Annotated in this window: 17 protein-coding genes and 5 pseudogenes; 8 read left to right on the top strand and 14 right to left on the bottom strand. The window is 71.3% G+C overall.

The genetic code is table 11. From position 1 onward, the window contains the following. Positions 1-42: 42 nt before the first annotated feature. A complete protein-coding gene (locus ACQEWB_RS06430; protein WP_432827947.1) occupies positions 43-504 on the top strand; it encodes a (2Fe-2S)-binding protein in 462 nt (153 codons plus the stop codon). A gap of 79 nt (positions 505-583) precedes the next feature. After that, positions 584-3957 (top strand): annotated as a pseudogene (locus ACQEWB_RS06425) (pyruvate carboxylase). Here the strand turns inward: ACQEWB_RS06425 and ACQEWB_RS06420 are convergent. The 6 genes from ACQEWB_RS06420 to ACQEWB_RS06395 all read right to left on the bottom strand — a co-directional run bounded on the left by ACQEWB_RS06420 (position 3905) and on the right by ACQEWB_RS06395 (position 9227). Continuing rightward, positions 3905-4675, bottom strand: a complete 771-nt coding sequence (locus ACQEWB_RS06420) for a hypothetical protein (protein ID WP_432827945.1) — start codon at positions 4673-4675, stop codon at positions 3905-3907. The pseudogene ACQEWB_RS06425 and the gene ACQEWB_RS06420 sit on opposite strands and share 53 nt — an antisense overlap. Before the next feature lie 74 nt (positions 4676-4749). Continuing rightward, positions 4750-5796 carry an amidohydrolase family protein gene (locus tag ACQEWB_RS06415; protein ID WP_432827943.1) on the bottom strand — a complete coding sequence of 349 codons (1047 nt, stop codon included), beginning with the start codon at positions 5794-5796 and terminating at the stop codon, positions 4750-4752. Continuing rightward, complete coding sequence (gene dmpG, locus ACQEWB_RS06410; RefSeq protein ID WP_432827941.1) at positions 5793-6812, bottom strand: 4-hydroxy-2-oxovalerate aldolase; 1020 nt, start codon at positions 6810-6812, stop codon at positions 5793-5795. The genes ACQEWB_RS06415 and dmpG overlap by 4 nt, the downstream gene beginning before the upstream one ends. Next, the gene (locus ACQEWB_RS06405) at positions 6809-7753 is read right to left on the bottom strand and encodes an acetaldehyde dehydrogenase (acetylating) (protein ID WP_432827939.1); all 945 of its coding nucleotides are present in this window, start codon (positions 7751-7753) and stop codon (positions 6809-6811) included. Before ACQEWB_RS06405 ends, dmpG begins: the two co-directional genes overlap by 4 nt. A gap of 56 nt (positions 7754-7809) precedes the next feature. Continuing rightward, a complete protein-coding gene (locus ACQEWB_RS06400; RefSeq protein WP_432827937.1) occupies positions 7810-8598 on the bottom strand; it encodes a 2-keto-4-pentenoate hydratase in 789 nt (262 codons plus the stop codon). Then, positions 8595-9227 (bottom strand): TetR family transcriptional regulator, encoded by a 633-nt coding sequence (locus tag ACQEWB_RS06395; RefSeq protein WP_432827935.1) that lies wholly within the window; start codon positions 9225-9227, stop codon positions 8595-8597. The genes ACQEWB_RS06400 and ACQEWB_RS06395 overlap by 4 nt, the downstream gene beginning before the upstream one ends. A 109-nt stretch (positions 9228-9336) precedes the next feature. On the opposite strand from ACQEWB_RS06395, the pseudogene ACQEWB_RS06390 reads away from it, so the two are divergent. Continuing rightward, positions 9337-9774: pseudogene (locus tag ACQEWB_RS06390) on the top strand (FAD-dependent monooxygenase); the annotation flags it as partial. Next, positions 9759-10036 (top strand): annotated as a pseudogene (locus ACQEWB_RS06385) (VOC family protein); the annotation flags it as partial. The pseudogenes ACQEWB_RS06390 and ACQEWB_RS06385, both read left to right, overlap by 16 nt. A gap of 54 nt (positions 10037-10090) precedes the next feature. Here ACQEWB_RS06385 and ACQEWB_RS06380 read toward each other — a convergent pair. The 3 genes from ACQEWB_RS06380 to ACQEWB_RS06370 all read right to left on the bottom strand — a co-directional run bounded on the left by ACQEWB_RS06380 (position 10091) and on the right by ACQEWB_RS06370 (position 13700). After that, entirely contained in the window at positions 10091-11671 is a 1581-nt protein-coding gene (locus ACQEWB_RS06380; RefSeq protein WP_432843659.1) for a glycoside hydrolase family 18 protein, read from the bottom strand. Positions 11672-12372: 701 nt separating this feature from the next. Next, on the bottom strand, positions 12373-13083 hold the full coding sequence (locus tag ACQEWB_RS06375) for a hypothetical protein (protein ID WP_432827933.1): 711 nt from the start codon (positions 13081-13083) through the stop codon (positions 12373-12375). A gap of 23 nt (positions 13084-13106) precedes the next feature. Beyond that, positions 13107-13700: a rhodanese-like domain-containing protein gene (locus tag ACQEWB_RS06370; protein WP_432827931.1), complete on the bottom strand. Its 594-nt coding sequence runs from the start codon at positions 13698-13700 to the stop codon at positions 13107-13109. 73 nt (positions 13701-13773) lie between these two features. Between ACQEWB_RS06370 and ACQEWB_RS06365 the strand changes: the two genes are divergently transcribed. Then, the gene (locus ACQEWB_RS06365; RefSeq protein WP_432827929.1) at positions 13774-14052 is read left to right on the top strand and encodes a metal-sensitive transcriptional regulator; all 279 of its coding nucleotides are present in this window, start codon (positions 13774-13776) and stop codon (positions 14050-14052) included. A gap of 63 nt (positions 14053-14115) precedes the next feature. Here the strand turns inward: ACQEWB_RS06365 and ACQEWB_RS06360 are convergent, their stop codons facing one another. From ACQEWB_RS06360 to ACQEWB_RS06345, 4 genes are all read right to left on the bottom strand, one after another. Beyond that, positions 14116-14859 (bottom strand): sulfite exporter TauE/SafE family protein, encoded by a 744-nt coding sequence (locus ACQEWB_RS06360; protein ID WP_432827927.1) that lies wholly within the window; start codon positions 14857-14859, stop codon positions 14116-14118. Then, entirely contained in the window at positions 14856-15215 is a 360-nt protein-coding gene (locus ACQEWB_RS06355) for a rhodanese-like domain-containing protein (protein ID WP_432827925.1), read from the bottom strand. Before ACQEWB_RS06355 ends, ACQEWB_RS06360 begins: the two co-directional genes overlap by 4 nt. A 70-nt stretch (positions 15216-15285) precedes the next feature. After that, positions 15286-16662: an MBL fold metallo-hydrolase gene (locus ACQEWB_RS06350; protein WP_432827923.1), complete on the bottom strand. Its 1377-nt coding sequence runs from the start codon at positions 16660-16662 to the stop codon at positions 15286-15288. A gap of 127 nt (positions 16663-16789) precedes the next feature. Then, complete coding sequence (locus ACQEWB_RS06345; protein ID WP_432827921.1) at positions 16790-17821, bottom strand: bifunctional class I SAM-dependent methyltransferase/NUDIX hydrolase; 1032 nt, start codon at positions 17819-17821, stop codon at positions 16790-16792. A 114-nt stretch (positions 17822-17935) separates the two neighbouring features. Between ACQEWB_RS06345 and ACQEWB_RS06340 the strand changes: the two are divergent. From ACQEWB_RS06340 to ACQEWB_RS06330, 3 genes and pseudogenes are all read left to right on the top strand, one after another. Next, positions 17936-18254 (top strand): annotated as a pseudogene (locus tag ACQEWB_RS06340) (fumarylacetoacetate hydrolase family protein); the annotation flags it as partial. 17 nt (positions 18255-18271) lie between these two features. Next, positions 18272-19071: pseudogene (locus ACQEWB_RS06335) on the top strand (AMP-binding protein); the annotation flags it as partial. 27 nt (positions 19072-19098) lie between these two features. Beyond that, positions 19099-19764, top strand: coding sequence for an AMP-binding enzyme (locus tag ACQEWB_RS06330; protein ID WP_432843657.1), 666 nt, complete (start codon positions 19099-19101; stop codon positions 19762-19764). Here ACQEWB_RS06330 and ACQEWB_RS06325 read toward each other — a convergent pair. Then, positions 19707-21725 (bottom strand): non-reducing end alpha-L-arabinofuranosidase family hydrolase, encoded by a 2019-nt coding sequence (locus tag ACQEWB_RS06325; protein ID WP_432827919.1) that lies wholly within the window; start codon positions 21723-21725, stop codon positions 19707-19709. The genes ACQEWB_RS06330 and ACQEWB_RS06325 overlap by 58 nt on opposite strands. Between the last annotated feature and the right edge of the window lie 54 nt (positions 21726-21779).

Raw genomic sequence — 21779 nt, 5'->3', positions numbered from 1 at the left:
CCCACTTTTCCGAGAAGGACCCGATCCTCCGAGAAGGACCCGATGCCCTCCTACTCCTTCACCCTCAACGGCAAGCAGGTCACCGTCGAGGCGCCCGCCGACATGCCGCTGCTGTGGGTGCTGCGGGACCTGCTGCACGTCACCGGGCCCAAGTACGGCTGCGGAGTCGGCGTGTGCCGGGCCTGTACGAGCCATCTCGACGGGGAGGAGATCCAGCCCTGCGTCGTCAAGGTGAAGGACTGCGCGAACCACAAGGTCACCACCATCGAAGGACTGGCCGACGGCGACACCCTGCACCCCGTGCAGCAGGCCTGGATCGACTGTGACGTCTCCCAGTGCGGCTTCTGTCAGCCGGGACAGATCATGGCCGCCGCGGCCCTGCTCAAGAAGACCCCGCACCCCACCGACGACGACATCGACGGCATCGAGAACGTCTGCCGCTGCGGCACGTACGCCCGGATCAGGGAGGCGATCAACAGGGCGGCCAAGGAAATCACCCCATGAGTGGCCCGGCTCACATGGCCATACCGGCACGTCACCGACAACATGGGGGGCGTCCGTCGGCAGGCTGAAGGGAGCGGCGATGTTCCGCAAGGTACTGGTCGCCAACCGTGGTGAGATCGCGATCAGGGCGTTCCGCGCCGGCTATGAGCTGGGCGCAAGGACGGTCGCCGTCTTCCCGCACGAGGACCGCAACTCACTGCACCGGCTCAAAGCCGACGAGGCGTATGAAATCGGCCGGCCCGGCCATCCGGTGCGGGCGTACCTGTCCGTCGAGGAGATCGTCCGGGCCGCGCGCAAGGCCGGCGCCGACGCCGTCTACCCGGGCTACGGCTTCCTGTCCGAGAACCCCGAGCTGGCCAAGGCCTGCGAGGAAGCCGGCATCACCTTCGTCGGGCCCAGCGCCCACACCCTGGAGCTGACCGGCAACAAGGCCCGCGCCGTGGCCGCCGCCCGCGCGGCCGGCGTCCCCGTCCTCGGCTCCTCCGCGCCCTCCAACGACATCGACGAACTCGTCGCCGCGGCCGAGGAGATCGGCTTTCCGGTGTTCGTGAAGGCCGTCGCCGGCGGCGGCGGGCGCGGTATGCGCCGCGTCGAGGACCCGGCGCAACTGCGCGAGTCCATCGAGGCCGCGTCCCGCGAGGCCGCCTCCGCGTTCGGCGATCCGACCGTCTTCCTGGAGAAGGCCGTCGTCGACCCCCGCCACATCGAGGTGCAGATCCTCGCCGACGGCGAGGGCAACGTCATCCACCTCTTCGAGCGCGACTGTTCGCTCCAGCGCCGCCACCAGAAGGTGATCGAGCTGGCCCCCGCGCCCAACCTCGACCCGGAGCTGCGCGACCGCATCTGCGCCGACGCCGTCCGCTTCGCCCGCGAGATCGGCTACCGCAACGCCGGCACCGTCGAGTTCCTGCTCGACCGCCGGGGCAACCACGTCTTCATCGAGATGAACCCGCGCATCCAGGTCGAGCACACGGTCACCGAGGAGGTCACCGACGTCGACCTCGTCCAGTCCCAGCTGCGCATCGCCGCCGGCGAGACCCTCGCCGACCTCGGCCTCTCCCAGGAGACGGTGCAGCTGCACGGTGCGGCCCTCCAGTGCCGTATCACCACCGAGGACCCGGCCAACGGCTTCCGCCCGGACACCGGCCGCATCAGCGCCTACCGCTCGCCCGGCGGCTCCGGCATCCGGCTCGACGGCGGAACCACCCACGCGGGTACGGAGATCAGCGCGCACTTCGACTCCATGCTGGTGAAACTCACCTGCCGGGGCCGGGACTTCGGCACCGCCGTCAAGCGGGCCCGGCGTGCCGTCGCCGAGTTCCGGATCCGCGGTGTGGCCACCAACATCCCGTTCCTGCAAGCCGTGTTGGACGACCCCGACTTCCAGGCCGGGCGGGTCACGACCTCGTTCATCGAGGAGCGCCCGCACCTGCTGACGGCCCGCTCCTCGGCCGACCGCGGCACCAAGCTGCTCACCTTCCTCGCCGACGTCACGGTCAACAAGCCGCACGGCGAGCGGCCGCACCTGATCGAGTCGACCACCAAGCTGCCCCCGCTGCCGGCCGGTGAGCCCGCGGCCGGTTCGCGCCAGCGGCTCGTCGAGCTCGGCCCGGAGGGCTTCGCGCGCTGGCTGCGCGAGTCGCCGACCATCGGCATCACGGACACCACCTTCCGCGACGCCCACCAGTCCCTGCTCGCCACCCGGGTACGGACGAAGGACCTCCTCGCGGTCGCCCCGGTCGTCGCCCGCACCCTGCCCGAGCTGCTCTCCCTGGAGTGCTGGGGCGGCGCCACCTACGACGTGGCGCTGCGCTTCCTCGCCGAGGACCCGTGGGAGCGGCTGGCCGCCCTGCGCGAGGCCGTTCCCAACATCTGCCTCCAGATGCTGCTGCGCGGCCGCAACACCGTCGGCTACACCCCGTACCCGACCGAGGTGACCGACGCCTTCGTCCAGGAGGCCGCCGCCACCGGCATCGACGTCTTCCGCATCTTCGACGCCCTCAACGACGTCGGCCAGATGCGCCCCGCCATCGACGCCGTACGCGAGACGGGCACCGCGATCGCCGAGGTCGCCCTCTGCTACACCTCGGACCTGTCCGACCCGAACGAGCGCCTCTACACCCTCGACTACTACCTGCGGCTCGCCGAGCAGATCGTCGAGGCCGGTGCCCACGTCCTGGCCGTCAAGGACATGGCCGGCCTGCTCCGGGCCCCGGCCGCCGCGAAGCTCGTGTCGGCGCTGCGGCGGGAGTTCGAACTGCCGGTGCACCTGCACACCCACGACACCGCGGGCGGCCAGCTCGCGACCTACCTGGCCGCGATCCAGGCGGGCGCCGACGCGGTGGACGGCGCGGTGGCCTCCATGGCCGGTACGACCTCCCAGCCGTCCCTCTCGGCGATCGTCGCCGCGACCGACTACTCGGACCGTCCCACCGGGCTCGACCTGCGGGCGATCGAGGACCTGGAGCCGTACTGGGAGAGCGTCCGCAAGGTCTACGCCCCTTCGAGGCGGGCCTCGCCTCCCCGACCGGCCGCGTGTACCACCACGAGATCCCCGGCGGCCAGCTCTCCAACCTGCGCACCCAGGCCGTCGCGCTCGGGCTCGGCGACCGCTTCGAGGACATCGAGGCGATGTACGAGGCCGCCGACCGCATCCTCGGCCGCCTGGTCAAGGTCACCCCGTCCTCCAAGGTGGTCGGCGACCTCGCCCTGCACCTGGTCGGCGCCGGGGTGGACCCGGCCGACTTCGAGGCGGCCCCGAACCGGTACGACATCCCCGACTCCGTCATCGGCTTCCTCCGCGGTGAGCTGGGCACCCCGCCCGGCGGCTGGCCGGAGCCCTTCCGCACCAAGGCACTCGAGGGCCGCGCCGAGCCCCGGCCCGTCCAGGAGCTGACGCCGGAGGACCGCACGGGCCTGACCAAGGAACCCCGCGCGACCCTCAACCGCCTGCTGTTTCCCGGCCCGACCCGCGAGTACGAGACGCACCGCCAGGCCTACGGCGACACCAGCGTCCTGGACAGCAAGGACTTCTTCTACGGGCTGCGCCCGGGGAAGGAGTACGCCATCGACCTGGAGCGCGGCGTCCGGCTGCTGATCGGCCTGGAGGCCGTCGGCGAGGCCGACGAGCGCGGCATGCGCACCGTGATGTCCACCCTGAACGGCCAGTTGAGGCCGATCCAGGTCCGTGACACGGCCGCCGCCTCCGACATCCCGGTGACGGAGAAGGCCGACCGGTCCAACCCCGGCCATGTGGCGGCGCCGTTCGCCGGCGTGGTGACCCTCTCCGTCGCCGAGGGCGACGAGGTGGCGGCCGGGGCGACCGTGGCCACCATCGAGGCGATGAAGATGGAGGCGTCGATCACGGCGAGCAAGGCGGGCCGGGTCGGCCGCCTGGCCATCAACCGCATCCAGCAGGTGGAGGGCGGCGACCTGCTCGTCGAGATCGGCTGAGCGGTCGCAGCGGAAAGGGCGGAGGGGTGGTGGCCGTCCGGCCGCCACCCCTCTTTGCCGGCCGGCTCCGAGCGGGCGGAGCAGAGGGGCGCCGCTGCGGCTGCCGGCCCACCTCTCTTCGGGTCAGGTGCGGGGTGGCCGCGGAGGTCGGCAGGACGACCACGGCGACCGGGACCAGCGCGAGCGCCGCCTTCAACGGGCTGTAGTCCAGGATGAGTTGGAGATACTGGAGCCCGACGAAGAAGAACCCGAACACGGCCATGAACTGCACCAGCACCGTGACCGCCCCGGCCCGGAAGCCGGGGATGTCGAGCAGCGGGTGTTCGGAGCGCAGACCGAGACAGGCGTACGCGGCGAAGCTCACCGCGGTCACCACGAGCGCGCCGATCACCGCGGGCTCGGTCCAGCCCTGCTCGTTGCCCTCGATGACGGCGTACACCAGGGTGCCGATGCCCAGCGCGGTGGTCACCGCTCCGTGCACGTCCGGCGGGCCGGGGTGGTCGTCCTTCGTGTGTCGGAAGGCCGCGGTGATGGTGGACAGCGTGCCCGGCATGATCATGGCGGCGCCGAGGCCCATCACGACCCGCCAGACGATCAGCATGTTCGTGGAGTCGGCGAAGGAGGCCGACAGGGCGAGGGCGAGGTCGGGCAGGGCGAGGTCGAGGGCGGAGACCGAGGCGACGACCAGGACCAGCGCCAGACACATCGCGAGCAGCACGTCGCGGTGTCCGGCACGGCTGGTGGCGAGGGTTTCCTCGACCTCAGTGGGGGGTTGTGCTCATGGGGAGTGCCTCATCTGGCGCCGGGTTGGACGAGCTTGAAGAAGAGACGGGCGCCGGCCCGCTGGGCGGACTGACGCAGCCGGACGGCGACCGGCCGGTCCGGGACCGGCACGGGCGTGCCGCCAAGGCGGGGGAACAGGGCCTCGGCGTTGCCGCGGTCGATCGCGGCCCGCAGGCCCGGCTCCACCCCGCTGTCCAGGCCGTTGGCGAAGTACTGGCCGGCGGCGGCCGGCGCGAACGGCCAGTCGCTGCCGAACAGGACGTGCCCGGGCCGGGCGAAGGCGAGCAGCGTGGGCAGGGCGGCCGGGCTGGAGGACAGCGCGGTGTCGAAGTAGAAGCCGCGCAGCTCCTCCAGGACGTCCCGCGGGCTGCGCCCGATGTCGCTCGCGATCGCGACGGCCATCCGGTGCGAGGCGTACGGGACGAAGCCGCCCGCGTGGCTGAAGACGAACCGGATGTCCGGGTACCGCCGCACGATCCCGTTGCGTACGAGGAGATAGGCGGCCCGGGTCGTGTCGAGCAGGAAGTCGGCGGCGAAGGGCGGGATGCCGTCGACCGGGGGCGCCGGGAGATCGGCCGGGTGCACGAAGACGACGGCTCGGCGGTCGTTCAGGGTGCGCCACAGGGCGTCCTGGCCGTCCGTGCCGAGGTAGGTGCCCTGGTTGTTGGCGAGCAAGGTGACGCCGTCGGCGCCGAGTTCGTCCAGCGCCCGCGCTGCCTCGGCGGCGGAGGCGGCCGCGTCGGGCATGGGCAGCGTGGCGAAGTAGCCGAAGCGGCCGGGGTGTTGGGCAGTGAGAGAGACGGAGAAGTCGTTGAGCAGTCGGGCCAGGTCGGCGGCCTCGCCCGGGTCGGTGAGGAAGCCGGTGCCGGGCGTCGACACCGACACGATCGCGGTGGCGGTGCCCAGCAGGTCCATCTGTTCGAGCGCCGACTCCGGGCTCCAGTCGGGCAGTTGACGGCCGCCCGCCTCGACGAGCCCCGACTTCGCCATCAGGTCACGGTAGAAGTCGGGCACGATGTGCTGGTGGACGTCGATCCGGTGCGGTGCGGCGCTCATGAGACGACCTCCCGGCTGCCCAGCAGGTCGAGGGCGACGTCGGTGAGCATGTCCTCCTGGCCGCCGACCATCCCGCGCCGGCCGACCTCGACCAGGAGGCTGCGGGCGTCGATGCCGTAGCGCGCGGACGCGGCCTCGGCGTGCCGGAGGAAGCTGGAGTACACGCCCGCGTACCCGAGGGTGAGCGTCTCGCGGTCGACCTGGACCGGGCGGTCCTGCAGCGGCCGTACCAGATCGTCGGCCGCGTCCTGGAGGGCGAACAGGTCGCAGCCGTGCTCCAGGCCCAGCTTGTCGGCGACCGCGACGAACACCTCCAGGGGCGCGTTGCCCGCCCCGGCGCCCATGCCGGCGAGGGAGGCGTCCACCCGGAGGGCGCCGTGCTCCACGGCGGTCAGCGAGTTGGCGACGCCGAGGGAGAGGTTGTGGTGGGCGTGGATACCGATCTCGGTGGCCGGGTCCAGTGTCTGGCGCAGGGCGTCGACCCGTTCGGCGACTCCGCCCATGGCCAGCGCGCCGCCGGAGTCGACGACGTAGACACAGCCGGCGCCGTAGCCCTCCATCAACTTCGCCTTCTCGGCCAGCTTCTGAGGCTCCGTCATATGGCTCATCATCAGGAAGCCGACGGTGTCCATGCCCAGCTCCCGGGCCGCGGCGATGTGCTGCGCCGAGATGTCGGCCTCCGTGCAGTGCGTGGCCACGCGGACCACGGAGGCGCCCGCGCGGTGGGCGTCCTGGAGGTCGGGCACGGTGCCGATGCCGGGCAGCAGCAGGGTGGCGACCTTGGCCCGGGTGACGGTGGCGGCGACCGCCTCGATCCACTCCAGGTCGGTGTGCGCGCCGAAGCCGTACACGCAGGAGGAACCGGCCAGCCCGTCGCCGTGCGCGACCTCGATGGAGTCGACGCCGGCCGTGTCCAGGGCGGCGGCGACGGCGACCGCCTGGTCGACCGAGTACTGGTGCCGGACGGCGTGCATGCCGTCCCGCAGGGTGACGTCACTGATGTACAGGCGGCTCATCGGAGGGCTCCCGCGGTGCGCTGCGCGTGCTGGGCGATGCGCTCGGCGGCGGCGACGGCCGCGGAGGTCATGATGTCGAGGTTCCCGGCGTAGGCGGGCAGGTAGTCGGCGGCGCCGGTGACTTCGAGCATCACGGTCACCCTGGTGCCGGTGAAGTCGCCGAGGCCGGGGACGCGGACACCGTCGTACGAGTCGAACTGGACCTTCTGCTTGAGCCGGTAGCCCGGGACGTACCCGCTCACCCTCTCCGCCATCGCCAAGACGCTTGCCCCGACGGCCTGTTGGTCGCAGTCGCCCTCGACCAGGCAGTACACGGTGTTGCGCATCAGCAGCGGCGGCTCGGCCGGGTCGAGGATCATCACGGCTTTGCCGTGCCGGGCGCCGGCCACCTCGCGCAGGGCGCGGGAGGTGGTCTCGGTGAACTCGTCGATGTTGGCGCGGGTGCCGGGTCCTGCCGAGCGGGCGGCGATGGAGGAGACGATCTCCGCGTAGGCGACGGGCGCGACCCGGGCGACCGCGGCGGCGATCGGCACGGTGGCCTGGCCGCCGCAGGTGACCATGTTGAGGTTCGGGGCGTCGAGGTGCTCGTCGAGGTTGACCACGGGCACGCAGTACGGGCCGACCGCGGCCGGCGTGAGGTCGAGGACCCGGACGCCGGTGGACTCCAGCCTGGCCCAGTTCGCCCGGTGGGCGGTGGCGGAGGTGGCGTCGAAGACGAGCCTGATGTCGCCGAACCCGGGGAGGGCCAGCAGCCCGTCCACCCCGTCGGCCGTGGTGGCGATGCCCAGGCGCCGGGCCCGGGCCAGACCGTCGGAGGCGGGGTCGATGCCGACCATCGCCCCCATGACCAGCGCGCCGGAACCACGCAGGATCTTGATCATCAGGTCGGTACCGATATTGCCGGAGCCGATGACGGCTACCGGCCAGGGGGCGGGAGGCATGCGGTTCTCCTCGGGCGTACTGGGGGAGCGGAGCTGTGGATCTCAGGACGGGTGGGTCAGACGAACGTCACCGACACCGGGCCGAGGCCGCCGAAGCGTGCCTCCACCTGTTGGCCGGCTTGCACGAAAGGCGCGGTGGTCATGGCGCCGGGGAGCACCACGTGTCCGGGCTCCAGCGCGGTGCCGAACCCGGCGAGCGTGTTGGCCAGCCACGCGACCGCGGCGGCCGGATGGCCCAGCACCTCCTTGCCGGTGCCGGAGGCGACCGGCTCGCCGTCGACGAAGAGGTCCACCGGCACGGCCGCCAGATCGGGCACCTCGGCCGGCGGAGTCCACGGGCCGCAGACGAGCCCGGCCGAGCTGGCGTTGTCGGCGACCGTGTCGGCGAGCGTGATCCGCCAGTCCCGGATCCGGCTGTCGACGATCTCCAGCGCGGGCGCCACCGCCTCGGTCGCCGCGAGGACGTCCTCGACCGTGATGCCAGGGCCGCGCAGGTGCCGGGCCAGCCGGAAGCAGATCTCGGGCTCGATGCGCGGGGCACAGTAGCGGGCCGCGAGGACGGTGCCGCCGTCGCGGTGCACCATGTCGTCCAGCAGCTGCCCGAAGTCGGGCTCGTCGACGCCGAGCAGCTGCTGCATGGCGGCCGCGGTCAGCCCGACCTTGTGCCCGACGACGGTCGCCCCGTCGGCGAGCCGCCGGGTGATGTTCTCCCGCTGGATCGCGTAGGCGTCGGCGAGACCGAGCCCCGGAAACAGCTCCGACAGCGGGTCGACCGGCGCCACGTGGTGCTCGGCCCGGCGCAGCAGCCGCCCGGCCTCCGCGCGCTGTTCTTCGGTGAGGGTCATGCCGTACTCCTTGCGGCCAGGCGGTTCGCCGCCTCGTGAACCAGCTGCGCGTGCAGCTCGAACATCGCCACCAGGTCCACGTCCTCGCCGTGGATCTCCCGGTGCACGAACAGGCCGTCGGCACCGGCGACGGCGTAGGTGGTGAGGGTGCGTACGGCGGCCTCGTCGAGGTCCGGGAACAGTGTGCGCATGACCTCTGTGATCTTCTGGCTCGCGATGTCGCGGACCTGGAGGAACACGGTCCGGCCTCTGGGTTCGGTGGGGCGGTGTTCCAGGGCGAGCATGAGGCCGAGGCGCAGGAAGTCCGGCGCGTCGACCAGCGACCGGGCCACGTCCGCCGCCATGGCGGTCACCCGCTCCAGCGGCGTACCGACGGCTTCGCCCGGCAGCGCGGCGGCGGTCAGCCAGGTCTCGAAGCTGCGCTCGATGACCGCGGCGATCAGGTCGTCCTTGTCCTTGAAGTGCCAGTAGATCGAGCTGGCGGGCAGCCCGCACTTGGCGCTGACCGCCGCGATCGACGTGCCCTCGTAGCCGCGCTCGCCCGCGATGGCCACCGCCGCGTCGAGGATCCGCTGGCGCGACTCCACACCGTTCGCCCGCTTCCTGCGCGGGGTCGAGGCCCTGGTCATGGGGCGTGCCCTCCTGCCGTCGCTCGCACTTGGCCGTCTCCGGCGGCAAGCTTACCGTAGCGTTCATTCCAATTGGAGTAAACACTACGGCAACCTGCGAGGTGGTCCGGTGGGCGGAATCAGCGCCGAGGACGGAGCCGAGAGCGGTGCGTACGACGTGGCGGTGATCGGGTACGGCCCCACGGGCGTCACCGCGGCGAACCTGCTGGGTGCCCTGGGCCTCCGGGTGGTCGTGCTGGAGCGGGACGCGGAGGTGTTCTCCCGGGCCCGGGCGATCTCCACCGACGAGGAGGTCATGCGGATCTGGCAGCGCACCGGCCTGGCCGACCGGCTGAAACGGGACATGCTGGCCGAGCGCCCGCTGGACTTCGTCGACGCGCGCGGCCGGGCCTTCATCAGCGCGCACCCCAGTCCGCGCGGCCACGGCCATCCGCCGCAGATGTTCATCTACCAGCCCGCGCTGGAGCAGGTCCTGCGCGAGGGCGTCGACCGCTACCCGAACGTCGAGATCCTGCTGCGGCACGAGTGCCTGCGACTGCGCCAGGACAACGAACGCCACCACTCAAGGAACTCTCCTACTACGCCCGCACCCCCTCGGGCTTCGAATGGGAGGTCGGCTGGAACCCCGTCGTCATCGACGAGACCACCTGGCAGCCCACCACCCACCAGGGCATCAGCGTCTGGGGCCACACCCCGGTCGGCCAGACCATCATCGGCAGACTCGACCAGTTCCGCCTCGGCGCCCGCTCCCTGACCGGCGGGAGAGCACCGTCCCCGCCCTCAGCGGCGCGGGCATCCCCGACGACTGACACGCCGAAGCGCCGGAACCCCGGTCAGGGCTCCGGCGCTTCGGTTTCACCGGCTCACTTCAGGCCGGTCGACGAGTTGAGGAGAGTGGTCTCCGCGTCATCTCCCTCCAGGGAGTAGATCATCACGCCGGCCAGGCCCTTGTTCCTGATGTACTGCCGCTTGGCCGTCATCGACTTCGGTGTCTCGATACTGAAGAACGTGCTGCCGTCGTACATCCACGTGGTCTTGGTCCTGCTGTCCCAGAAGACGGTGTCGTCGGTCAGCTTGTTCGCCGACTTGAGCTCCTTGTAGAAGGCGACGCCCGGAGCCTGCGAGTAGGGGTACGCCGATGGAGACCCCGTCGCCGTCTGGTACAGCCCGTTCTTGCCGCCGTCGGCCACCCCGGTCCACCCGCGGGCGTAGAAGGGCACGCCGAGGGTGATCTTGCCGGCCGGGAAGCCCTTGCCGAGATACGTCGTGATGGCGTCGTCCGCGGTCATGCCGGTTCCGTCGGCAGGGTCCGCGGAGGAACGGTACAGCGGGGCGTTGAAGTTGGTCGGTCCGGTGCCCTCCCAGGCGCCATGCATGTCGTACGTCATGATGTTGCCCAGATCCAGGTACGAGGCGATCTTGCCGACCTCGACGGTGCTGATCTTCTTCGGGCCGGCCGGCAGCGCGGCGGTGAGCAGCTTGTCCGATCCGAGCTGGGAACGGAACTCGGCCAGCAGCGCGGTGAAGTTGGCCGTGTCCTGGGCGCCGTAGTGGTTGCCGGTGTGGCCGTCGGCGCTGCCCGGGAACTCCCAGTCGATGTCGATGCCGTCGAACACGCCCGCGGCGGCGCCGTCGCCACCGGCGGGGTCGTCACCGAGCCTGGGCAGGTTGCCCTTGATGAACATGTCGACACAGGACTTGACGAACTTCTTGCGGGAGGCGTCCGTGGCGGCCGCGTCCGAGAAGTACTTCGAGTAGGTCCAACCGCCGATCGAGACAAGGACCTTGAGGTTCGGGTACTTCTTCTTGAGCTTCTTCAACTGGTTGAAGTTGCCCTTCAGCGAGTCGCCCCACTGGTCGCCGACACCGTCCACGCTCTCCTCGGCGGTGAAGCCCTTCTGGTAGTCGGCCCAGGCGTCACCGGCGCCGTCGTTGGCGTCGCCGTCGCTCTCGTCGCTCGAACCGGCCTTGTTCGCGGCCATGCAGGTCAGGTTGACCGGGTCGATGTTCTGGAAGGCGTAGTTGAGCTTGGTCAGCTTGCCGGCGGTGCCGTTCTGGTCCAGCGTCTTCAGGGTGTAGTCGTTGGCGTAGATCGACCAGGAGTTGAAGTACGCCACCCGCTCGCCGGGTACGCCGGCGTCGGCGCCGGACTCGTCCCAGTCGAGGTCCTCGACAGCGTTGTCGCCGGGCTGCGGCAGCCGCCAGGCGTCGACGCCGTTGCTGGTGCTGTTGAACAGCAGGAAGTCGGAGACCTTGTCGACGTCGAGATCGGAGAAGGCGCCGACGGAGCCGGCGAAGGCGTCACCGGAGCGGACGGTGCCCAGCGACTCCCAGCCGGAGACGTCGGCCGCCGCTGCCGTCCGGACCAGCTGCGTCGACAGCGCGGACGTGGAACTCCAGGAGCCGTCGCCGGTGTTCTTCCACGCGAGCACGTCACCGGTCATGTACTGGACGACGACCGCGTCGGCGAGGTCGTCACCGGTGATGTCGGTGAAGTAGACCTGTCCGACCGGGCCTTCGGCCGGGTGCGTGAAGCCCGAGAGCTCGTCCCAGTCGCCGGGACTCGGGATCCCGGTCGCGGTGTTCTCCCAGGCGGTGACGAAGTTGTTCCGGTCCACCAGGAGGAGGTCGTCGTCCTTGTCGCCGTCGAGGTCGGCGAACTGCGGTGTCCCGACGCCGAGATCGTTGGCGACGATGACCGGGTCGGCCCACTTGACGTCGGTGCTGGTCGACTCGTTGCGCCAGACCCGCATGGCGGCGAAGCCGGTGCCGGACTCGGTCGCGGACAGGAAGTTGATCAGCTCGTCCCGGCCGTCCCGGTCGAGGTCGCCGAAGTAGGCGTCCTTGGGGGTCGCGGTGGCGGCGGCCGGGGCGGTGTCGCCCTCCGGCAGCCAGACGCGCTCACCGTCGGAGCCGCATCCGGCGTTCATCCAGGTGTACAGCCTGCCGTTCTCGCTGACGGCGCGGTCGCCGTCGCCGTCGCCGTCGAGATCCGTGAAACGGGTCTGCGCGCCGTCCGCGCTGTCCACGATCTGCCCCAGCGAGCTCCACTCGCTCGCCGAGCCGTCCCCGGCCGGTTCACGGCAGGTGCCGGTGGCCGCGGAGCCGGAGCCCATGTAGTGCGGAAGGTTGCTCATCAAAGAGGTCATGGCCTTTGCCAGCCATTCGGCACTGGCGGCACCGCCACTGAACCAGCCCACGACCTTCCGATAGGCCAGTACGAGCTTGTCGGTGGCCTTCTGGAAGAAGGCGCGGGTCTCCTCCGGCGCCAGCCAGCCGCCGAAGGCGGCGAGCAGACCGAAGGCGATGGACTTCGCCATGGTGACGCCCCATTCGTCCGCGTCACCCCCTTGCCGTCGGCGAGCTGGGTGACCGCACTGTTCGTGAACTCGCTCATGAACGATCCGACACCGGCGCACAGCGGCGGCGGCCCGGCCGCTGCCTCGCAGAGCAGGGCCGAGGCGGAACCGACCACGAAGGCAAGCACGACGATGGCCACGGCCTGCCGCCAGTTGACGTCCACCTCGGCCTCGGGCGCCGTGACGGTGATGGTCACGACGGTGCCCTCGACCGACCACGTGTGATCGAAGTCGGCGTCACTGAGATCGGGCATGACGTCGTGCAGCTGGCCCTTGCTCTGCTCCTGCACCACCTCGTTGAGCTGCTTGCCCGAGTCGTCGATCGCGGTGAGTTCCGCGCGGAACGGGTCGGCGACTGCCGGGTCCTCGAAGTCGTAGGTGACGACCAGGTCGTCGGTCGCGGCGTGCGCCGGAGGCGGATTGACTCCGTAGAACAGCAGGGCGACGGCCGTGATGCTCGCTATGAGGGTCAGAACCCTCTTGATCGGTAAAGTCACCGCCAAAGTTTAGCCATGAACGATCACGCCTCTTTGACCGTTTCTTTAATTTTCAGCAGCGTCTCCTCGAACGACACCGCGTCCCTGGGTGGCCGGTTGTGCGGCAGCTTGGCCAACAGGGCGGCCATTCCGCAGGTGTTGGTGACGCCTGAGAAGACCAGGCCCGCGCCGACCAGCCCCGACAGCCAGTGCGCGGGCGGCCAGGCCAGACCCGCCAGGAAGCCCACGACGACCAACGACCCGGCGGCAAGGCGGACTTGGCGGTCCATGGGCCAAGGTGTACGTCCGCCGGTGGGCCGTTCGACCGGATTCCCGGCGGCCGTCCAGGCGCCGGTGCCGCCCTCCAGGGTGGCCGCCGCTATGCCCAGTCCGGCCAGCCGGACGCAGCCCTTGGCCGAGCGCGCCCCGGAGGCGCAGACGATCAGCAGGTTCCCGCGCGCGGCGACCGCCTTGAGTGCGTCCGCCGCCTCGTCGATGCGGTCCAGGGGGATGTTGTGGGCGCCGGGGAGATGGCCGCCGGCGTACTCGCCGGGCGTGCGTACGTCGACGACGGTGAAGTCGCCGAAGCGGGCGCCGGCCTGGGCGGCGCTGAGGGTGGCGGAGTCGTGCGTGGACATGGAACAGAACCTTTCTCTGAGGTGTTCCCCGGGCGGGGTAAGATACCCATGGGGGTATATACGAGGAGGAAGTGTGCAACTCGACATGTCGGCCGAGGAGCTGAAGTCGGCGCTCAACCGGCTGCGGCGGGCCCAGGGCCAGCTCGCGGGTGTCATCCGGATGATCGAGGACGGCCGTGACTGCGAGGACGTGATCACTCAGCTCGCGGCGGTCTCCCGAGCCCTGGACCGGGCCGGCTTCTCGATCATCGCGACCGGGTTGGAGCAGTGCATGACCAGCGAGGATCCCGAGATGCGGAACTCCGCGGAGATGCGGGCCCGGCTGGAGAAGCTCTTCCTGTCGCTGGCCTGAGCGTCGAGGGCGCCGGCGTGAGCGTCGAGGGCGCCGGCCCGAGCGCCGGGGCCGGTCGTCGCCTCACAGCGCTACCGACATGGCCATCGCCAGCGCGACCGCCAGCAGTACGAAGCCGAACACCCGCTGCAACACGGCCGGTGAGGCCTTCGCCGCCAGCCTCCGGCCGTCCCACGCCCCCAGGACCGCGGTCGCGAGGAACGGCATGATCGGCGCCCAGTCCAGTTGCGCGGCGGTGTGGGCGCGGGCCGCGAGGGCGACGAGCGCGTTGGCGACGATGACCAGCAGACTCGTGCCCACCGCCGCGCTCATCGGCACGGCCAGCACCGTCACCAGCGCCGGTACGGCGAGAAAGCCGCCGCCCACACCGAGGAACCCGGTGACCGTGCCGAGGCCGGCGCCCGCGGCGGCCGCCCGTACGCCCGACACCCGACCGCTCCGGTGCGGCGTACGGCGGCGCAGCATGTTCCCGGCGGCCAGCACCGCGAGCGCGGCGAAGGCCAGGGTCAGCACCGTCTCGGGGATGTGCGCGGACAGCGCGCCGGCCGCGGCCGCGGGCACCAGCCCGGCCGCCGCGAACAGCAGCCCGGCCCGCCAGCGCACCGCACCCGTCCGGGCGTGCGCCAGCAGCGCGGTGAGCGAGGTGACGATCACTATGACCAAGCTCGCGGTGGTCGCCTCGGTCGCGCGGAAGCCGAGCAGATAGATCAGTGCCGGGACGGTCAGGATGCTGCCACCGGCCCCGAGGGCGCCCAGCGCCAGCCCGACCAGCGCGCCGGCGACGAGGGCCAGGACGAACGCGCTCATATGACGGTCCCGTCGGCACCGTCCGCGTCCCGGACGGGGAGCCCTGCAACGGCCCAGTCCCGCATCCCGCCGACCACGTCCACGGCGGCGATCCCCTGCGCGGCCAGCAGCTCGGCGGCCTGCCGCGAGCGGTTGCCGGAACGGCAGACGAGGACGAGGCGGGGGCCGCCGGGAAGGGCCGTATCCGTATCCGGATCCGCCAGTCGGGACAACGGCAGGTTCAGCGCGCCCGGCGCATGACCGGCCCGGTACTCGTCCGCCTCGCGGACGTCGATCAGAACGGCCGCTCCGTCGCGGAGCAGGCCGTGGGCCTCGGTGACGGTGATGCGGTCGGGGCCGCTTCGGGAGAAGTGCATCGTGGGTGTTCCTCGAGTCCGCGCCGGCCGCCGGAACCGTCGTACGGCCCGAACCGGCGCTGTCGCACGGTCAGTTGGCGAGGGCGGGGGAGACCAGGGCGAGGCCGGCCTCGGCCGCGGCGGCGTAGCCGTCGTCGACGGCGATCACCGCACGCCCGGCGGCGTCGAGCACCGACGCGGCGATGGCCGCCCGCATCCCGCCCGCGCAGTGCACCCACACGGTGCCCGACGGCACCTCGTCCAGCCGCCGGTGGATCTGGTGGACCGGAATGTGCACACTGCCCTCGATCCAGCCGCCCGCACGCTCGCTGTCCCGGCGCACGTCGACGACGACAGGCTCCTCGCCCCGCTGCCGGGCCTCGGCGAGATCGGCGAAGACCGCGCGACGGAAGGAAGCCGGCCTGGCCCCGCCCGCGACCCACTCCTCCGGCGACCCCACCGCCGCCGCGGCCGGCCGGTCGATGCCCACCTGCGCCAACTCCCGCTGGGCCCTGGCGACTTGCTCGGCGCTCTCCGCGAGCAGCGTCACCGGCTTGCCCCACGGGATCATCCACGCCAGATAGGTCGCGAGCTGCCCGTCGACCTCGAAGTTGAACGCCCCGGCGAGATGCCCGTCCGCGAAGGCCACCCGGCTGCGCAGGTCCACCACCCACTCCCCGGCCGCGAGCCGCCGCGCGAGCTCACCGGCCTCCGCGCGCCCCGGCGCGGTCAGGTCGACCGGCGCCGGACCGCCCGCGTTGGCCGGCCCCATGTGCGCGTAATAGGCGGGCACGTCGTCGAGCCCGGCCAGCAGCTCCTTGACGAACGTGTCGACATCCTGGAGGAGCACGGGATTGGACGCCTTCTCGGCGCCCATGGTGCTGTGCTCACCGCCGGCCTGGTTCGAGGAGCAGAAGCTGCCGAAGCCGTGCGTCGGCAGCACGGCCACCTCGTCCGCCAGCTCGGCGGCGAGCCGGTGCACGGAGGCGTGCTGGGCGCGGGCCAGCCGCTCGGTCAGCCGCGGCTCGACGAGATCGGGCCGCCCCACGCTGCCGATCAGCAGCGAACCGCCGGTGAACGCGGCCGCCGCCCGCCCCGCCTCCTCCAGGACGTACGAGGTGTGGTGCGGGGTGTGCCCCGGAGTGGCCACCGCCCGCAGCGCGAGCCCCTCGTCGACCGGCTCCACATCCCCGTCCGCGACCGCGACCCGGGCGTACGCCACCTCGGCCCCGGCCGGCACCAGATACCGCGCCCCGGTCAGCCGGGCCAGCTCCAGGCCACCGGTCACGTAGTCGTTGTGCACATGCGTCTCGGCGACGGCCACGATCCGCACCCCGCGCCGGGCAGCCTCGGCGAGCACCCGGTCGACGTCCCGCGGCGGGTCCACCACCACGGCGGCGTCGGCGCCGCCCGCCAGATAGCTGCGGTTGCCCAGCCCCTGGGTCTCCAGCACCTCGACAAAGAACACGGCACTCTCCTTCGCGGATCATTGCGGAAATTACCCCCGGGGGTATCTGTTCCTTCACGGTAACAGATACCCAGGGGGGTATTTTCAAGAGTGTGCTCAACCGCTCAGGGAGGGCCGGCTCGGCGGCTCAGGCGATCGGATACCGGTGGACCGGCGGCAGGCCGGTCAACACGCCGGGGTGTACGACGTCGACGACATGCGCGCTCGGGGTGAAGAGGGGCTGGGCGAGGTGTGGCAGGTCGGCGACCTCGTGCCATTCCCAGCGACGGACCAGATGCGGCTCGGTGACGGACGGCTCCCCGGTGCACGCGGTGACGTGGACGGCGGCGGTGAGGCGCGGCATGCCCCGCACGGAGTCCATCAGCAGGGCGAGCAGCCGTGCCGAGCCGCGGTCCGCCTTCAGCCCCGTCTCCTCCTCCAACTCCCGCACGGCCGCGTCGACGAAGTCCTCGTCCGCGTCGTTCTTGCCGCCCGGCAGCTCCCAGACCCCGTGCGCCGACCAGCCCAGCAGGATCCGCCCGGCCGGGTCGGACACGACGACACCGGCTCCGGTGAGCGCGTGCGGCGCGGGGCTGCCCTTGCCGGCGCACTCGATCCCGGCCGGGACGGGGTCGCGCAGCAGCACGAAGGCCAGCCCGTCCGCGTCGTGCCGCTCGGCGACCGCCCACCCCGCGCACAGCAGACCGAGCTCGGCCTCGTCGAGGGCGATGTCCCGCTTGCCCTCCGGTACGGACTCGGCGACGGGGGTGATCACGCACAGGGTGCCGCCGGGCCGTAGCCGCTCGCGCAGCCGGTTCAGTACCCGGGTGCGGTCGCGGACGAAGGCCCAGGCGAGGCGGAAGGTGATCAAGTCGTAGGCGGGATGGGGGAGTTCGGCGAGGTCGTCCTGCTCGATGTCGAACAGGCGGTACGTCACGGACGGGTCCGGCTCCGCGTGTGCGAGGGCCGCTGGCGCGTAGTCGACGGCGTCCACGCGGTAGCCGCTCGCGGCGAGATGGCGGGCGAGCTCGCCCAACCCGCACCCGACGTCCAGGGCGACTCCGCCCTCGGGGGCCGGGGCGTGTGCGGCGAGCAGCTCCCGCTCGCTGTCGCGGAGCCCGCTGAAGCCCTTGCCGCTCGCGTAGTGCGCGTCCCACTCGTCACGCCCGGTGTATCCCACGCGGAGGGCATACCCCACTACGCGGTCATCCTTTCACCGCCATCCGGTTCGCCGCTCGTACACCAGCTGCGCGTGCGGCTCGAACATCGCCACGGGGTCGACGGAGTCGCCGCTGACCTCGACCGCCTGACCGAGCTGAGGCTGACGCTCAAGGTCAATGGCGAGATCCGCCAGGACAGCGACCTGACCGACATGATCCACAGCCCGTTGCAGGCGCTCCGGGAGCTCTCCCGCTTCCAGGCCCTCACCACCGGCGACCTCCTCCTCACCGGCACACCCGGCGGTACGGCTCTCATAGCGCCGCCCAAGCCGGTGGAGCTGCTCGCCGCGTTCCTGCCGTCGGCGGTGAAGTGGAAGGCATTAGCTGTCCATCCGCACTCCCGACGGGGCCGTCGACCTCGGCATGCAGCAGAACAAGGTGAGGTTCGCGTGACCACCGAGACCGACCTGATGTGGCCGCGCTACGACCACCCCGACGACCTGCCCGCCATCGAGGCCACCCCGCCGGCCGCACGCGGGCTGCCCGCCACCTCGTACGAACTGCTGCGACGCGCGGCCGAACGATGGCCGGAGCGCACCGCGCTCACCGTCCTCCCCGACGCCGCGTCCTGGCGCTCGCCGCACCGCCGCACCTACGCCGAACTCCTCGCCGACGTGCACCGGACGGCCAACACCCTGCACCGGCTCGGCGTCCGCCGCGGCGACTCCGTCGCCCTGCTCTCCCCGAACTGCGACGAACTCGTCACCGCCCTCCCGGCCGCCCAGCTCGCGGGCATCGCCGCCCCCGTCAACCCGGCGCTCTCCCGCAGCCACTCGCCGAGCTGGTCCGCCGGGCCGGCGCCCGGGTGGTCGTCACCGCCGCCCCGGAGCTGGACCCGGAGTCCTTCGCGACCAGCGCCGAGCCGGCCCGGGAGGGGCTGGTGGACCACATCCTGGTGCTGCGGCCCACAAGCGCCCGTTCCGCGCCGCCGCCCACCGTCGCCGACCTGGCCGCCTTCTTCCACACCGGCGGCACCACCGGGGCACCCAAACTCGCGGCCCACACCCACGCCAACGAGATCAGCGACGCCTGGATGATCGCGGCCAACTCGGTCCTGGACGAGGACTCCGTCGTCTTCGCCGCGCTGTCGCTGTTCCACGTCAACGCACTCGTGGTCACGCTGCTCGCGCCACTCCTGCGCGGTCAACAGGTTGTCTGGGCGGGCCCGTTGGGCTACCGGGCCCCCGCCCTTCACGCGGAGTTCTGGCGGATCGTCGGGCACCACCGGATCGCCACGATGAGCGCCGTACCGACCGTGTACTCGGTGCTGGCCGGGACTCCGCTGCTGGAGGGGTACGGCCTGACCGAGGCGACCTGTGCCAGCGCGCGCGGGTTCGTGGACGTGCGCAGGCCGGTTCGGTCGGGCAGCGGCTGCCGTACACATACATCAGGATCGGGGAGGGGCTGCCGCCGGGGAGACCGGTGTCGTTCGGATCAGCGGGCCGACCGTCTTCCCCGGCTACGTCGAAGGCCGGGACGGCGGCGGCTTCCTGCACCTCACCGGCCGGGGCAGGTGCCGGTGGCGTACGTGACACTGGCCGACGGCACGGTGGGCGAGGCAGAGCTGCGTGCCTGGGCTGCCGCCCAGGTGGGCGAGGCGGCGGCCGCCCCGAAGGCCGTACATGTGCTCGACGCGCTACCGGTCACCGCCGTCGGCAAGCCGTACAAGGTGCCGCTGCGCGCCGATGCCACCCGTCACGCGCTGGCCGCCGCCCTCGGCGGCATCGCCGAGGTGGAGGAGGTCCGGGCCGATGTCGACAACGGCCAGGTGACGGTCACCGTCACCGTGGCCGCAGGCGCCTCGGCGCGGGCCGAAGCGGAGCGTGTCGTCGCCGAGTTCGCGCTTCAGCAGGCCGAGTTGGTCTGGGTGAGCAGGCCCAGCCGCCAGGGGAGGGTGTTGTAGTCGCCGCCCGCGTTCGGGTCCTTGCCCTGGTACAGGTACTGGAGGCGGCAGGACGGGATCGTCAGCGTCTGGTCGTAACCGGCCCGGACCATCTCGCCGTGGCTGATGTCCTTCGTCCAACTACCGCCGGGGAAGGCCACGTTGCTCGCCCGGGCGAACGGATTGGCCTCCGACGCGGCCAGCGCCGTCCACGATCCGGCCAGACCGCTCGACGCCCAGGACCGGAAGTAGCGCCGCCCGTCCGACCCGATCGCCTCGACGAGCAGCAGGTACTGGCTGCTGCCCTGCACCTTGTAGACGTTGCTCGCCTCGAACAGGGCGTACTTGTTGGAGTCCTGGGCCGCGATGACCGTGTTGGCGAACCCGTTGGGGAAGCTCGCCAGGGTCGTCTGCGAGCGGTACAGATGGCCGTTGTCGTCGGACGAGAACAGATAGCAGTTCCCGCTGTCGCAGATCACCCACATGTCGACCCAGTAGCCGCTGCCGATGTTCTGCTTGATGACGTCCGGCATCGACGCGTAGAAGTTGCGCGGCGCGCTCCAGCCGTTGGGGTTGGAGATGTCGCTGTTCGTCGAGTACGAGGCGTTGCCGGTCTGGTAGACGAGGTACCAGAGCTTCTGCGGTGCGAAGTAGAAGACCTGGGGTGCCGCCCGGTAGCCGCTGCCGATCGGCGTGCGGTCGAGGTAGTAGTGGGTGGCCGAGGCCGCCTGCGACCAGTCCGTGAAGTTCAGGTACACCAGGCCGTACCCGGAGGCGCTCGCGACGCTGGCAAACACGTGGTATTTGCCGTTGTAGTACACCACCGACGGGTCCTTGAGGCCGGCGATGCTGTGCGTCGAGTCCGGCTTCGGGGACATCAGGACCCCGCTGGAGCTCCAGCTGTAACTCCCTGGCAGCGCGGCCGTGTCGGCGGTGCCCGTGGTCGCGGCCGGTGCACCGCCCATCGTCGTCAGCACCGAGTTGTACGCCGCCTTCTTGGCGCCGTTGCGGTCGAAGAGGAGCGGGTTGTCGCCGCTGCGCCAGGAGTCGCTGTCCCGGATGCCCCAGACGGTGACACCGTTGCAGCGGGCCACGTTCCAGCAGGCCCGGATGGTGTTGGCGTACGCCGTCGTCGATGCCTGCGCGATGTCCAGCTCGGTGATCTGTACGTCGACGCCGAGCGCCGCGAAGTTCGACAGCGTGGTCTGGAAGCTCGCCGGGGGACCGCCGGTGCCGAAGTGGGCCTGGAAGCCGACGCAGTCGATGGGCACACCGCGGGACTTGAAGTCGCGGACCATGCGGTAGACGCCCTGGGTCTTGGCGGCGTTCCAGTCCTCGATGTTGTAGTCGTTGTAGCAGAGCTTGGCCGCCGGGTCGGCCGAGCGGGCGGTGCGGAAGGCCTGCTCGACGAAGCCGTCGCCCAGGAGGTTCTGGAAGACGGAGGCGCGGTGGGCGCCGCTGCTTCCGTCGGCGAACGCCTCGTTGACCACGTCCCAGGCATAGACCTTGCCCTTGAAGTGAGCCATCTCCGTGGTGATGTGATTGTTCATCACACCGCGGAGCGTGTTCGCGTCGGTGATCGAGCCGACCCAGCCGGGCAGTTGGGAATGCCAGACGAGCGTGTGGCCCCGGACGCGCTGGCCGTGGGCGGTCGCGTGGGCGACGATCTGGTCGGCGGGGGCGAAGTCGAAGGATCCGCGGGTGCGTTCGGTCGTGTCCCACTTCATCTCGTTCTCGGGCGTGACCATGTTGAACTCGCGGTCCAGGATCGTCGCGTACGTCCCGTCGCCGAGCTTGCCCGCGGCCACGGCGGTGCCGAAGTACCGTCCGGACTGGGCGGCTTGGGCGCCGAGTGTGGACGCCTTGATGCCGGCGTCGGGGGCGGCGGACGCGGTGCCGGAGGCCAGGAGCGCGGCGACGGCGACCAGGCCTGACGCGGAGGCGGAGGCTCTGTGTCCTCGGGTGCGGCGAAGCAGTTTCATGATCCTCCTTGCGTATGGGAGCGCTCCCATGGAATGCGTGGAGGATGATAGGAG

The organism is Streptomyces sp. CA-249302 (assembly GCF_050936785.1).
Classification (GTDB): domain Bacteria; phylum Actinomycetota; class Actinomycetes; order Streptomycetales; family Streptomycetaceae; genus Streptomyces.
The sequence above is the reverse complement of the archived record's forward strand: the minus strand, read 5'-3'. Positions and strand labels throughout refer to the sequence as shown.

Excerpts from the sequence above, each read along its gene's own strand:
- ACQEWB_RS06405 (WP_432827939.1), bottom strand. The coding sequence starts at position 7,753 with ATGCCTCCCGCCCCCTGGCCGGTAGCCGTCATCGGCTCCGGCAATATC.
- ACQEWB_RS06430 (WP_432827947.1), top strand. The coding sequence starts at position 43 with ATGCCCTCCTACTCCTTCACCCTCAACGGCAAGCAGGTCACCGTCGAG.
- ACQEWB_RS06330 (WP_432843657.1), top strand. The coding sequence starts at position 19,099 with ATGAGCGCCGTACCGACCGTGTACTCGGTGCTGGCCGGGACTCCGCTG.
- ACQEWB_RS06415 (WP_432827943.1), bottom strand. The coding sequence starts at position 5,796 with ATGAGCGCCGCACCGCACCGGATCGACGTCCACCAGCACATCGTGCCC.
- ACQEWB_RS06325 (WP_432827919.1), bottom strand. The coding sequence starts at position 21,725 with ATGAAACTGCTTCGCCGCACCCGAGGACACAGAGCCTCCGCCTCCGCG.
- dmpG (WP_432827941.1), bottom strand. The coding sequence starts at position 6,812 with ATGAGCCGCCTGTACATCAGTGACGTCACCCTGCGGGACGGCATGCAC.
- ACQEWB_RS06355 (WP_432827925.1), bottom strand. The coding sequence starts at position 15,215 with ATGCACTTCTCCCGAAGCGGCCCCGACCGCATCACCGTCACCGAGGCC.
- ACQEWB_RS06370 (WP_432827931.1), bottom strand. The coding sequence starts at position 13,700 with ATGTCCACGCACGACTCCGCCACCCTCAGCGCCGCCCAGGCCGGCGCC.
- ACQEWB_RS06395 (WP_432827935.1), bottom strand. The coding sequence starts at position 9,227 with ATGACCAGGGCCTCGACCCCGCGCAGGAAGCGGGCGAACGGTGTGGAG.
- ACQEWB_RS06400 (WP_432827937.1), bottom strand. The coding sequence starts at position 8,598 with ATGACCCTCACCGAAGAACAGCGCGCGGAGGCCGGGCGGCTGCTGCGC.
- ACQEWB_RS06380 (WP_432843659.1), bottom strand. The coding sequence starts at position 11,671 with ATGACCGGTGACGTGCTCGCGTGGAAGAACACCGGCGACGGCTCCTGG.
- ACQEWB_RS06360 (WP_432827927.1), bottom strand. The coding sequence starts at position 14,859 with ATGAGCGCGTTCGTCCTGGCCCTCGTCGCCGGCGCGCTGGTCGGGCTG.